General features: G+C 62.3%; 9 protein-coding genes. 1 reads left to right on the top strand and 8 read right to left on the bottom strand.

Annotated elements, in window-relative coordinates; all coding sequences use genetic code 11:
• Positions 1 to 409: 409 nt before the first annotated feature.
• From JKL48_RS05620 to pxpB, 8 genes are all read right to left on the bottom strand, one after another.
• Entirely contained in the window at positions 410 to 850 is a 441-nt protein-coding gene (locus JKL48_RS05620) for a hypothetical protein (protein ID WP_201979723.1), read from the bottom strand.
• A 94-nt stretch (positions 851 to 944) separates the two neighbouring features.
• Positions 945 to 1,916, bottom strand: a complete 972-nt coding sequence (locus JKL48_RS05625) for a hypothetical protein (protein WP_201979724.1) — start codon at positions 1,914 to 1,916, stop codon at positions 945 to 947.
• Positions 1,917 to 3,268: 1,352 nt separating this feature from the next.
• Positions 3,269 to 4,774 carry an NCS1 family nucleobase:cation symporter-1 gene (locus tag JKL48_RS05630; protein ID WP_201979726.1) on the bottom strand — a complete coding sequence of 502 codons (1,506 nt, stop codon included), beginning with the start codon at positions 4,772 to 4,774 and terminating at the stop codon, positions 3,269 to 3,271.
• A 104-nt stretch (positions 4,775 to 4,878) separates the two neighbouring features.
• Positions 4,879 to 6,465, bottom strand: a complete 1,587-nt coding sequence (locus tag JKL48_RS05635; RefSeq protein WP_201979728.1) for a glycerol-3-phosphate dehydrogenase/oxidase — start codon at positions 6,463 to 6,465, stop codon at positions 4,879 to 4,881.
• A gap of 187 nt (positions 6,466 to 6,652) precedes the next feature.
• Positions 6,653 to 7,855, bottom strand: coding sequence for an NRAMP family divalent metal transporter (locus JKL48_RS05640; RefSeq protein ID WP_201979730.1), 1,203 nt, complete (start codon positions 7,853 to 7,855; stop codon positions 6,653 to 6,655).
• Positions 7,852 to 8,634 carry a LamB/YcsF family protein gene (locus JKL48_RS05645; RefSeq protein WP_201979732.1) on the bottom strand — a complete coding sequence of 261 codons (783 nt, stop codon included), beginning with the start codon at positions 8,632 to 8,634 and terminating at the stop codon, positions 7,852 to 7,854. Before JKL48_RS05645 ends, JKL48_RS05640 begins: the two co-directional genes overlap by 4 nt.
• 126 nt (positions 8,635 to 8,760) lie before the next feature.
• Positions 8,761 to 9,768: a 5-oxoprolinase subunit C family protein gene (locus tag JKL48_RS05650; protein ID WP_201979734.1), complete on the bottom strand. Its 1,008-nt coding sequence runs from the start codon at positions 9,766 to 9,768 to the stop codon at positions 8,761 to 8,763.
• Positions 9,758 to 10,504 (bottom strand): 5-oxoprolinase subunit PxpB, encoded by a 747-nt coding sequence (pxpB, locus tag JKL48_RS05655; RefSeq protein WP_317191898.1) that lies wholly within the window; start codon positions 10,502 to 10,504, stop codon positions 9,758 to 9,760. Before pxpB ends, JKL48_RS05650 begins: the two co-directional genes overlap by 11 nt.
• A gap of 44 nt (positions 10,505 to 10,548) precedes the next feature.
• Between pxpB and JKL48_RS05660 the strand changes: the two genes are divergently transcribed.
• Entirely contained in the window at positions 10,549 to 13,254 is a 2,706-nt protein-coding gene (locus JKL48_RS05660) for a M1 family aminopeptidase (RefSeq protein WP_201979736.1), read from the top strand.
• Positions 13,255 to 13,579: the final 325 nt, after the last annotated feature.

The raw sequence follows: 13,579 nt of genomic DNA on the forward strand, positions 1-13,579 counted from the left end.
TAGCAGGGAAGTGCGAACGCCGTGCTGGCCAACGCAGGCGGTGCGCCACCGCGTGGGGCCGTGGGCGCTACCAGAATGACCGCGCACGGCGATGCCAATGAATAGCTGAAGTAATCAATACCGTTCGAGCGGTTTCGGAATCGGCGTACGTTCCGAAACCGCTCTGGGAACCGGGGTAGCTAAAACGGCCCCGATTCCAATGCGTTCAACCGCCATCAAGGTCATCGGGCTTTCTGTACGCCGGAAAAGAGTATAGTGGAAAGAGGAGGCCGGTGCTTGTCCGGGCTGAGAAATAGCAGCAGGCCCCACGCCCACACAGCCATCGGTCCGGTGAATGGCCCGGTGTTGGTGAGACCCGGGCTGCCGGCATTGCTGTCGGCAGCCCGCCCCGTTTGTCGGGGGAAAACCCCTAGTAGTCGATATTAAATTTGCCGTTGCTCACCATTTTGCTGCCCGTGCAGCACGCCCGCTCGCCGGTGAAGCTGTAGGTGCCGATGACGTTTGACGTCGAGTACTTGGTGATGGTTACACTGCCCGACAGCGCATCGTAGCTGTTGCTGCTGCTGCTGAGGTAGCTGGCCGCGGCATCGTTGCCGCTGAAGTCGAACGTGCCGGTTTTCTTGGGAATCACCAGCAGCATGCCGGGGTAGCTGTTGCCTTTGTCGCGGTTGCCGTGCACTACCAGGAGGCCGTTTTGGGTAAAGGCTCCGCTTTCGGCCGCCGTTGCGTTGCTGCCGTCCACGGTCCAGCTAATGCCTTTGGGGGAGTCTTCGTCCTTTTTGCAGGCGGTGAATAAACTTGCGGCAAGCAACAGGGCCACGATACGGGGTGAGGTAAAAGAAACCTTCATAGAGAAAAATGAAAAGTGAAAAAAAGAAAAAAGGTGAAAAAAAGGCTTTGAGGCCGGTAAAAACACAATAAATAGGAATGCCGCTACAGTCGGCCTAAGGCTTCATGTCGGCCACCAGGTCTTCGTAGTTGACCCGGACCCGGGTATTCAGGTCGCGGCCCAGGAACGTGGCGGTGCCGTGGGTGTAGGCAAGGCCGCCATAGCTTGTTTCGGCCTCGAACGAAACCGGGGCGCTGTTCAGGAAGCCCTTGTTGTACTTGACGTAGTCGCCGGCGTACGTGCCCAACTTGGCGTAATCTTCGACCAGCAGGGCGGCCGCGCACAGGTTTTCGAGCAGGGCGCAGCCTATTTTTTTGTTGATTTCACTTTTCTTGTCTTCCCAGTTGGCCCGGGCCAGCTGCTGTTGCCAGGCACTGGTCACGGCCAGCAGCTTTTCTTTGTCGACCGGCGTGCCTCCGGTAGCCAGGGCTTTAAAGGCCGTCGTGGCTTGGTTGATGGTCGCATACGCCGGGGCTTCGCCTTCCACGGAACTCAACGAGAAGTCGACCTTGTAGTCGTGCGGGTTGAGCACAAAGTCGGCACGTTGGGTCATGGCGTTGAGCAGACTGCGGGCTTGCTCGCTCACGAAGGCGTTGTCGAGGTAGCCGTTCAGGTCACGCAGGCTGTTGAACGCCTGGGTGGTGGTGGTACCGCCCCCCCGGTGGTAGCTGGCCAGCACCTGGTTGGTTTTGGCATCGCGCAGTTCGTAGCCCGCTTCGGCGTTGTAGCCCACGGTGTTGTAGGCACTGTAGCGGCCGTTGGTGGTCGATTCGCTAAGCCGTCTCCCGGTAATGTACACATTTTTAGTGGTCAGGTGCAGCAGTAAGTCGCCGCCGGTGGGCTGGTAAGTGAGACCCTGCAGCACCGGCCGGGTGTTCACGTTCATGACCATGTTGCCCAGGTCGTAGTCTACCGAGTACGTCTTGTATTGCGGGGCGAGAACGAGCAACGGCGATTTGTGAAAGGTCGTCGTCATTTTTTCGTCCCGAACCTTCTGGGCATGGGTGGGCACGGCGAGCAGGCCCATCAGGGCTGCCAAACCGCCTGCTAACAGGGGCCTTTTGATGAGGCAAAACATAAGAAAAAGGGGGTAAAGTGTGAAATAAGAAATGCTGGGATGGTTTTGGCAAAGCTGCGATTGCCACACTTGCGCTGCATCCAATTGCGCTACACCCGATAAAGTATCGCCATATTGAAATTCAGCAAAATTATGGTGGTGTTGGGTCGACCGCAATACCGGCTTCCGGGTATATTTAGGCCAAATGCCTATTGCTTTCGGCAGGCAACTGCTGCTTGTCAGGACACTGCTTTATTCCCTGTCTGACCTTTTTTAAACGCCAGCGCGCCGCATCGGCGCGCTAAGGCCGTTGCCCCGATGTCAGTGCGCACGCGCTGGCAAAAATGGGAAATAACCCCGCTGGATTGCCGTAGCTGCGGGCGGGCGGCTGGCTCGTTTGGCGGCCTGCCTGGCGCCGGACCTGGCAGTGTCCAGCCTTCGTTCCGGCTGAAATGCAGGCTAGGCAGCGGTTATTAGGAGCGAGTAGAGTAAGGTATATACTTTAATTTAATTTTGTTGATGAATAAATCCTTTGCCTGAGTTGCCACTCTGCCTTAGGCATTGGTTTTAGAAGCGGCCTAAGCTATGGCCCGACAAATCAACAGCGCACAGTTGATATAAAAAAACAGATTATTAATAATACTATTCCATTTAGCTGTATTTTAAGAATTGGCAGGTTTTGAATTAAAAAAATACATATAATATATAGATAATGTGCGTAAAGTAAATGCTCCTGTTATAGGCCAGTAACTCTTGTAGTGCCACACAACATCTCCGTTTCGAACCCGCTGCCGCACGGCGCTGGGGGCGTAGAATGGAAACAGTGAGAAATGAAAAACACCTAGCGGTGACAAAACCAGCGGGGAATTGGTCGCCGCTACGCGGCGTTGCTTGCCCTGCTTAGCGGAGGCTAAAACGTGCTGCCGCACCTCCGCCTCTGTAATTGAGGCAAAGGGCTTATGCGCTACTGCCTGTGGGCCGTGGGCACGGCTGAATGTGCCGCACTGCTTGTCGTGGGCGGCTGCAGCTGTTTGGAGCAGTTTCCGGGTCAGCTGAGAGTGAAAAAAACGGTGTCATTCGCGTACCCACGCCAGTAGCTTGTTCTGCCTCGCGAATCACAACCGAAGGTTGGCGCAACCAAAGTGCGCGCTACTGCCGCCCGTCAGTACGCCGAGCCGCCGCTGAAGCCGCTTTAGCCGGGTTGGTTGCCTCGGTCGTTATGCGTAGCGGAGCCTGACAACCGTTTGCCTCTTATCCAACCCCAGCCAAACGTGAAAATCCCAGGCCTTTACGCCCGGCGAAGTACACCCGGCGTACCGTCATCAAACGCGGACCGGCATGGGGTCGCGCAGTGGCGGGGTAGGGAAGGCCTGCCAGCGCGTGAGCACCAGATACACGCCGCCCGACACCAAGAAACCCACAAACCACGCGTAGTTGTACACCGCCACCAGCCCCGGCCACACGGCGCCCTTGCTCAGCACACCGATGGCGGTGAGGAAGCCCGGCACGTTGGGCAGAATCCCAATAATCAGCGCCAGCATGGCGGCCCAGTTGACACCGCCCCGGTAGGCGTAGCGGCCGTGGTACTGGTAGAGGTCGGGCACGTCGAGGCGTTGGCGGCGGATGAGGTAGTAGTCCACAATCATGATGCCGCCGATGGGCCCGAGCAGGCCCGAGTAGCCCACCAGCCAGGTGAAAATGTAGCCCGACGGGTCGGCAATGAGCTTCCAGGGGAAGATGAGCACGCCCAGCACGCCAGTGAGGTAGCCGCCGGTTTTGAAGCTGATGCGCTCGGGCGAGAAGTTGGCGAAGTCGTTGGCCGGGCTTACGATGTTGGCCGCGATGTTGGTGGCCAGCGTGCTCAGGGCCACGGCCAGCATGGCGAAGCTCACCAGCAGCTTGCTGTCGAACTTGCCGGCCAGCACCACCGGGTCCCAGATGGTTTTGCTGTAGATGACGAACGTAGCCGAGGTGACCACCACGCCCACGAACGAAAACATGGTCATGGAAGTAGGCAGCCCGATGGCCTGGCCCATTTGCTGGGCGCGCTGGCTGGTGGCGTAGCGGGTGAAATCCGGAATATTCAGCGAGAGCGTGGCCCAGAAACCCACCATGCCCGTGAGCGAGGGAAAGAAGAACGCCCAGAACTGCGCGCTACTCGTGAATTTGCTCGGCTGCGCCAGAATCGGCCCCAGCCCATTGCCGGCCGAAATGGCCCACCACAGCAGCGCCAGCGCCGCCGCCGGCAGAAAAAACGCCTTGAACACCAACAGCTTCCGAATGCTGTCGACGCCCTTGTGCACCACGTACATATTCAGCAGCCAGAACAGGAAGAACAGAATGGCCGGCCCCGTCGCCAGCCCCCAGCTGGCCGGAAACACCGCCGGCAGCGTGGCCAGCCCCGGTACCCACAGCACCGCCATCTGATACAGCGCGTAGCCGCCAATCCAGGTCTGAATCCCGAACCAGCCGCAGGCGATGATGGCCCGGAGCAGGGCCGGCACGTTGGCCCCGCGCACGCCAAAGCTGGCCCGCGCAAACACCGGAAACGGAATGCCATACTGCGTGCCCGCCCGGCCATTCAGGAGCATGGGCACCAGTACAATGGTGTTGCCCAGGAAGATGGTAAGCAGCGCCTGCCACCAGTTCATGCCGCCCTCGATGAGCGAGCTGGCCAGCATGTAGGTAGGAATGCACAAACTCATGCTAATCCAGAGCGCGGCGTAGTTGCCGGTGCCCCAGGTGCGCTCGGCTTGCGCGACGGGCGCCAGGTCGTGGCTGGTGAGGCCGGGGGCGGGCGTGGTGGAAGGTTGCGGGAAGGTGCTCATGCGATTATCCGTAAAAAGGCCGGGCTAATGTAATCACCTAACCCTTAAGAATACCAGAGCAAGAGCCGCCGGGGTCTGACGCTCGGTTTGCTCCGCTGCGCTGGCTAACCAGCCAGCTGGTAGCCGCGCGCCAACTCGGCAAACGCCTTCACCTGGCTAGCCTCCCATTCGGCATCGCGGCCCAGCTCGCGGGCCAGTAGGCGGGCCACGACGGGCGCCGCGCGCACTGCGGCAGCGGCATCCAGAAACAGCAGGCGCACCCGGCGGGCCAGCACGTCTTCCACGGTGCGGGCCAGCTCGTGGCGGGCCGCCCACACCACTTCGGCTTGCAGAAATTCAAACTGCGCATCCAGCCGGGCGCCCAGCGCCGGGGCGTCGGCAATGAGCTGGCGCAGGGCGGGCTGGTCGCTGCCGTAGGCCGCCAGATGGGCCGGGCCCGCCGCATTATCGGGCTGAGAAGTAGCGCCGTGAATGCGCAAATGCGCGGTCTGGCTGGCGGCCGGTGGCAGCTGGCCCAGGGCAATGGCGCGGTCGAGAGTGTCTTGGCCCATGCGGCGGTAGGTGGTCCACTTGCCGCCGGTGATGGTGACGAGGCCGCTGGCCGAAACCACGATTTTGTGGCGGCGCGAAACCTCTTTGGTTTGGGCCGAGCCCGCCGCGGCGGCCGCCAGCGGGCGCAGGCCCACAAAGATGCTGCGCACGTCGGCGCGGGTGGGGGCGCGGGTAAGGTACTGAGCGGCGGTGCGCAGCAGAAAGTCGATTTCAGCCTCCTGCGCGCGGGGTTCCAGGCTGGCGGCGGGCACGGGCGTATCGGTGGTGCCCAGCACCACGCGGCCCAGCCACGGCACGGCAAACAGCACCCGGCCATCCTCGGTTTTAGGAATCATGAGGGCCGCGTCGCCGGGCAAAAACGAGCGGTCCAGCACCAGGTGCACGCCCTGGCTGGGCTGCACCAGCGGCTTGGTTTTCGGCTCATCCAGCTGCCGGATTTCATCCACGAAAATGCCGGTGGCATTCACCACGGTTTTGGCTCGTAGCTCGTATTCGCGGCCGGTTTCGATGTCGGTGGCGCGCACGCCGGCCACGCGGCCGGTGGCATCTTTCAGCAGGCCGCGCACCGGGAAGTAGTTGAGGGCCGTGCCGCCGCCTTCGATGCAGGTCTGGGCCAGGTTCACGGCCAGGCGGGCGTCGTCGAACTGGCCGTCGTGGTAGCGCACGCCGCCGCGCAGGCCAGCCGGGCGCAGGCCGGGCAGCTGGCGCAGGGTGTCGGCCCGGCTCAGGTGCGTAGATGTGCCCAGGCTGAGGCGGCCGGCCAGCAGGTCGTACATCTTCAGGCCGATGGTGTAGAACGGGCCGCCCCACCAGGTATAGTTGGGGATGATGAACGCCACGTTATGGCACAGGTGCGGCGCATTTTGCAGCAGCAGGCCGCGCTCGTGCAGGGCTTCGCGCACCAGGCCCACGTCGCCCTGGGCCAGGTAGCGCACGCCACCGTGCACCAGCTTGGTGCTGCGGCTGCTGGTGCCCTTGGCAAAATCGGCCTGCTCCAGCAGCAGCGTCCGGTAGCCCCGGCTGAGGCCATCCAGGGCCACCCCCAGCCCCGTCGCGCCCCCGCCAATGACGATGAGGTCCCAGGCCGGAGTGGCGGCCAGCTGCTGGAGTAGGGTTGCGCGGTGGAAGGGGTTGGGCATGATGTCGATTTATACGGCGCAGCCGGGTAAACCTCACCCCCGGCCCCTCTCCAAAAGAGAGGGGAGCCACGGCGGCGCAGGCATTTTTTCAATAGTTTCAGAATCTCAAGCGGAAAGTCATCAGGCTCCCCTCTCTTTTGGAGAGGGGCCGGGGGTGAGGTTTTCGGCAGGCAGCGATTCAGATAATTCACCGCAGCAGCCCTGCCACCTGCTCCACCAGCACGGGCACGCTCAGGCCGCCCATCACCAGCACCACCAGCCAGCCGGCGGCCAGCATCCAGCGCGGGTGGCGGTAGGTGCCCATCAGGCGGCGGCTGGTGGCGGCGATGAGGACGATGGCCAGCGCAATGGGCAGAATCAGGCCATTCACGGCGCCGGCGAAAACCAGCAGCTGCGCCGGCTTGCCCACCAGCACAAACACGCTGGTGGAAAGCACGATGAATACCGAAATGCACAGCCGCTCGTGGCGCTCGAAAACGGGGTGAAAGGTCTTGAAAAACGACACCGACGTGTAGGCTGCGCCCACCACCGAAGAGATGGCCGCGCTCCACAAAATCACCCCGAACACCCGAAAGCCCACCTCGCCCGCCGCCGAGCGGAACACGCCCGCGGCCGGGTTGTCCTTGTCGAGCACCGCCCCGTGCACCAGCACGCCCACAATGGCCAGAAACAGCACAAACCGCATAACGGTCGAAATAACGATGCCACTGAGGGCGCTGCGCGTTACCTGCGGCTGGCTGTCGGGGCCTTTGATGCCGGCATCGAGCAGCCGGTGCGCGCCCGAAAACGTGATGTAGCCGCCCACCGTACCGCCCACGATGGTGACAATGGCCGCCGCGCTCATCTGCGTGGGCAGCACCGTGTGGTGCAGCGCCTGCAGCAGGGGCGGGTGCGCGCTGATGGCAATGCCCAGCGTGAGCAGAATCTTGACGGTGCCGAGAATCTTGGTGAAGCCGTCGAGCATCTTGCCAATTTCCTGCACCCAAAACAGCAGCAGCGCCACCGCGCAGCTAATCATCGCGCCCTGCTCGAAGCTCAGGCCGGTGAGCACATTCAGCCCCAGTCCACAGCCGGCAATGTTGCCGATATTAAAGGCAAAGCCGCCCAGGATAACCATTGCCGCCAGGAAATAGCCGAGGCCCGGCAGCAGCTTGTTGGCCAAGTCCTGGGCCCGCAGCTCGCTCACCGTGAGAATGCGCCAGGTATTAAGCTGCGCGCCGATGTCGAGCACGACCGACAGCAGAATGACAAACCCGAAGCTGGTGAGCAGCTGCTGGGTGAACACCGTGGTCTGGGTGAGAAAGCCCGGCCCGATGGACGAATTGGCCATCAGAAACGCGGCGCCAAGCGTGGCCCCGCCCCACCAGCGGGCTTTGGGCAGCGGCCTCATGGGGCCACGGCCGGGCGGGCCGCTTGCAGCGCTACGCCGGCGGCGCGCAACGCGGTATGCAGGCGCTGGGCAAATTCGAGGGCGTGGGCGCCGTCGCCGTGCAGGCACACGGTATCGGCCCGAATAGCCACGTCGGTGCCCTGCTGGCTGCGCACGCCCCCGCCCTGCACCATGCGCAGCACCTGGGCAATGGCTTGGTCGGCGTCGGTGATGAGGGCATCGGGCTGGCGGCGCGGGGTGAGGGTGCCGTTGGCCTGGTAGGTGCGGTCGGCAAAGACTTCGTGGGCGGTGCGCAGGCCCAGCTTCTCGCCGGCTTTGGTCAGCTCCGAGTTGGCCAGGCCGTAGAGCACCAGCTCAGGGTTGACTTTGTACACGGCTTCGGCAATGGCTTCGGCCAGCGCGGCGTTGGTGGCGGCCATGTTGTAGAGGGCGCCGTGGGGCTTGAGGTGGTGCAGCCGCCCGCCCTCGGCTTTCGCCACGGCCTGCAGGGCCCCCAACTGATACACCGTCATGTCATGGGCTTCTTCAGGCGAGATATCCATATTGCGCCTGCCGAAGCCCACCAAATCGGGCAGGCCGGGATGGGCGCCGAGGGCCACGTTGTGCTCCAAGGCGGCGCGCACGGTCTGCTTCATCACGGCCGGGTCGCCGGCGTGGAAACCGCAGGCAATGTTGGCCGAGGTGATGAAGGGCATCAGGGCCACGTCGTGGCCCAGCGTCCAGGCGCCGAAACTTTCGCCCATGTCGCAGTTGAGGTCGATGGTAGGAGTTGAGGGCATAAATGGAAGTTTGACGATAATTGAGAACGTCATGCTGAGCGCAGCCGAAGCATCTCTACCGCAATAGTAAACCGAATTACTTACTGCGGTAGAGATGCTTCGGCTGCGCTCAGCATGACGTGCCTTTTATTTCCCCCCAATCAGTTCAATCCCCCGCCGCAACGCCCGCAGCGCCTGTTCCCGCGCAAGGTACAGCGCTTGCGCCTCGGCCAACGACACCTCCTGAAACCACAGCTGCTGCCCCGGCCGCACCTGTGCCAGCACCGACCAATCGGCCGTGATAACCTGGGCCAGGCGCGGGTAGCCGCCGGTGGTCTGATGGTCGGCCATGAGGACGATGGGCTGCCCGCCCGCCGGCACCTGCACCGTGCCAAACGTGACGGCACTCGACAGCAGCTCCCAACTGGTTTGGCGCTCCAATGCCGGCCCTTGCAGGCGGTAGCCCATGCGGTCGGCCTCCGTCGTCACCGTAAAAGGCTGCTCCCAGAAAGCGAGCTGGCTTTCCGGCGTAAACTGCTCGTATTCGGGGCCGGGTATGGCCCGAATGGTTGGGTTTTGCAAAGGCCGCGGGCAGAGCGCCGGGCCAGGCGTCCAGGCGGCTTGGGCCCAAGCACGGGAAGTGGCAGTGGCGGCTAAAGCGGCCATCAGTTTCCGGCCCGCGGGGGTGGGGGCGGCGCTGGGCAATACATCGCCAGCCTGCAACGCTCGGCCATCCAGCCCGCCAAAGCTAGCCCGCAGATAAGTGCTTCGGCTGCCCAGCACCGGCGCCACGGCCACGCCGCCCGCCACCGCCAGGTAGGCCCGGCTGCCCGCCACCGGCGCGCCAAACGCCAGTTCCGTACCCGCCGCCATCCATACCGGCCGGTTCAGGCCTACTGGCTGGCCGTTGAGGGTGGGGGAGAGGTGCGCGCCGGTGAGGGCGATGAGGTGGTCGGCTTCAAACCGAATTTTGGGGCCCAGCAGCGTGATTTCGAGGCCTGCTGCCTGCTCCGCATTACCCACCAGCAGGTTGGCTACGCGCAGGGCCGTGGCGTCCATAGCGCCGCTCACGATGATGCCGTCCTGCTGGTAGCCGAAGCGGCCGAGGTCTTGCACAGTGGTGAGCAGGCCGGGGCGAATAATACTAAGACTCATACCGCTGGAACTGCTGAAATTCCGCCTCGCTGATGGGCACGAAGCGCAGGCGCTGGCCGGCCCGCAGGCGGCTGGGCTGGGCCCATTCAGGATTGAAAAGCTGCAGCGGCGTGCGGCCGATGAGCTGCCAGCCGCCCGGCGTGGGCAGGGAGTAAATGCCGGTTTGGGCTCCCGCAATGCCTACCGCGCCGGCCGGCACCAGCGGGCGCGGCTGGGTTCGGCGCGGGGTGGCCAGCCGCTCGTCCAGCCCGCCCAGGTACGGGAAGCCGGGCGCGAAGCCCATCATATGCACGAGGTATTCGGGCGCCGAATGGCGGGTAACGACCTCCTCGCTGCTCAGCCCGGTGTGCGCGGCCACCGCTGCCAAATCGGGCCCGAACGCGCCGCCGTAGCAGACCGGAATTTCCACTAAAGCCGCCTCCGTAGCTACCGTCGTGGCCAGGGCTGCGGGCAGTAGCTGCCGTAGCAGTTCGGCCGCCCGCTCATAAGGTTGGTAGCGGCCTGCTTCGCTCAGCTGCCACGGGTCGTAGTACACGGTGAGGGTGGTGAAGGCGGACACCAGCTCGCGCTGGCCTGCAACCGGATGCTGCGTCAGGTAATGGCGCACGGCCTGGATGGCGCGATGCGTTTCGGGACTGATGCTGGTGCCGAATTCGAGCACCACGGCCGCGTCGCCGAGCGGAAACAGCCGTACCGGGGCGGGGAGCGGGGGCAGAAGCTCGGGCGTGGGGCTCACGGGTTGGCGGTTACTTTTGGGCTCTTTGCACCGAGTTTTTGTCGATGAATTTCAGCTTCCGTAAATATGGCAGGGCCGGCGGGTTTCTGCTGGTATTGCTGGCCGTGGCCTGCCAGCGCACGCTCATTGTCCAAACCGCGTTGCCCGCCGCCGCTGCCGAGCCGCAAGGGCCGGCGCGCCCGCTGCTGCCCGTCGAAAAAGGTGTTTCGGAGGCGCTGGCCGTGGCGCGCAGGCAGAACATCAGCCGCGTGGCCTACCAACTGGGCTTTATTATTCCGGCCGAGCGTTCCAAACCCGTTGAAGCTTTGGAAACGGTATCATTCAATCTACGTGACAGCCGCGACCCGGTGCAACTCGACTTCAAAGCGCCCACTGCCAACCTGCACCGCCTCAACGTGAACGGCCAGCCGGTGGAAATTGACCACCGCAACGAGCATCTAGTGCTTCCTGCTTCGGCATTGCGGCTGGGGCACAACGTGGCCGAAATCAGCCTCACTGCCGGCGAGCAGTCGCTCAACCGCAACGACGACTACCTCTACACCCTGCTGGTGCCCGACCGCGCCCGCACCGTCTTCCCCGTTTTCGACCAGCCCGATTTGAAAGCTGCATTCACGCTCAAGCTTATCATTCCGCAGGATTGGCAGGCCATCGCCAATGCGCCACTCTACAACTCTTACCCGGCCGACTCAAGCTCGGCCCGGGCGGGCACCAAGAAATGGACCTTTGTCACTTCCGATAGCATCAGCACCTACCTGTTTTCCTTCGCGGCGGGCAAGTTTATGCGGGTTTATCAGCCGATGAACAACCGGGCCATGAACCTGCTGCACCGCGAAACCGACCCGGCTAAGCTGCGCCTGAGCCTAGGCCCCATTTTCCAGCTGCACGCCGATGCGCTGCAGTTTATGGAGCAGTACACGGGCATTAAGTACCCGTTTCAGAAGTTCGATTTCGTGGCCATTCCCGACTTCCAGTACGGCGGCATGGAGCACGTCGGGGCCATTGATTACAAGGCCTCGACCTTGTTTCTGGACGAGGGCGCCACGCAGGACCAGGTGCTGGCCCGCTCCAACCTTGTATTGCACGAAACGGCCCACATGTGGTTCGGCGACTTGGTGACCATGCGCTGGTTCAACGACGTGTGGATGAAGGAGGTGTTTGCCAATTTCATGGCCGATAAAATCACCCAGGTGGCCGTTAAAAACTCGAATTACGACCTCAAATTCGTCGTCGACCACTACCCCGCCGCCTACGGCATCGACCGCACGGCCGGCGCCAACCCCATCCGCCAGCCACTGGCCAATTTGCAGGACGCGGGCTCGCTCTACGGCAACATCATTTACCACAAAGCGCCCATTATGATGCGCCAGCTGGAGCGTCTGATGGGCCCCGAAGCCTTCCAGCAAGGCCTGCAGGAATACCTGCGCACCTACGCCCACGGCAACGCCACCTGGCCCGACCTCATCAAAATCCTGGACGCCCGCACCCCGGCCGACTTGCAAGTTTGGAATCAGGTGTGGGTGAACCAGCCCGGCCGCCCGGTGTTCAGCTACCGCTTCGTTGGAAACGAAGGCAGCGACCGTATCCGGCCCAGGTTGACCATCTCTCAGCGGGCTGAGGACGGTTCGGCGCGGCAGTGGCCGCAACAATTTGAAGTGCTGATTGGCTATGCGGGAGGCCGAACAGAGCGGCAGCTCGTCCGCATGAGCCAAGCGGACACGACGCTGTGGCTAGATAAATATCCCCAACGCATTCTGTTTAACTCCGACGGGCTGGGCTACGGCGTATTTCCGGTGGCCCCGCGGATGGCCGTCGGGGCGGCCACCGTGCCCGGGCGCCAACTTTATCAGCCCGAAATCACCAACGTGCCCGACCCGGTGGCGCGGGCCAGCGCCTACGTCAACCTATACGAAAACATGCTCAACGGCCAGGTCATCACGCCGCTTGAGTTGCTCACGACCTACCGCCAGGCCCTTGCCCGCGAGCCGGAAGAGCTGAACCTGAAGCTGCTCACGGGCCAGGCCAGCGCCATTTTCTGGCAGTTTCTCACGCCGGCCCAGCGGCAGGCCGTGGGGCCGGGCCTGGAAGCCGACCTGTGGGCCGCGCTGCTGAAAAACCCGGCTCCGAATTCTAAAAAGCAGCTTTTCAAAACCTACCAGTCGGTGGCCCTCAGCAAGGCGGCGCAGGCTCGCCTCTACCAAATCTGGCAGTCGCAGCAGGCGCCCGCCGGTGTGAAACTGACCGAGGACGACTACACCGCCCTGGCCCTGGCGCTGGCCGTGCGCGACTACCCGGCCGCCGCGCCCATCCTGCCCGCTCAGCTGGCCCGCATCCAGAACGTAGACCGCCGCCAGCGCCTGGAATTCCTGATGCCGGCGCTCGCGCCCGACGTAGCCACGCGCGACGCTTTTTTTGCGACCCTGAAAGACGAAAAAGGCCGTGAAAAAGAAGCCTGGGTCACGGCGGCCCTGGGCTACCTGCACCACCCGCTGCGCCAGGCCACTTCGGAAAAATACCTGCCCGCCAGCCTCGACCTGCTGGAAGAAATTCAGCTCACGGGCGATATTTTCTTCCCGTATTCATGGCTGCAGGCCACGCTGGGCAGCTACCAGTCGGCCACGGCGGCCGCCACGGTGCGGGCCTTCCTGGCCGCGCACCCGAACTACAATCCCAAGCTCCGAGCCAAGCTCCTGCAAACGGCCGACGACCTGTTCCGGGCCGAAAAGCTGGTTCGGGGAGAGGGGGGTAATTAAAATACCCATGAAATTGGAAAACTTGATTAAAAACCATGATGAGGGGGGGTAGAATTGATAGGCATTGTAAGATTAAAAGAAACTTTTGCCCGGTTGTGCTATGATTTTTGAGGGGTAGAATGGATAGGGCGTTGTTTTTATACTGCAGAAAACAGTTTGCCAGGAAATTTTTTTTAAAACGATTTTTGCAGAATATTCAACGTTTCACAAGGTTTTTAATTGAATTTATAGGTTAGCCGATTCCCAGGCTATAAAACTGTTTGTTTCTCAAAAATTTCTACAACCAGCTAATAATCAATTCATTTTAAAAGGGGGATTTTGCATA

Origin of the sequence: Hymenobacter rubidus (assembly GCF_016734815.1) — a bacterium.
In the GTDB taxonomy this organism is placed as follows: domain Bacteria; phylum Bacteroidota; class Bacteroidia; order Cytophagales; family Hymenobacteraceae; genus Hymenobacter; species Hymenobacter rubidus.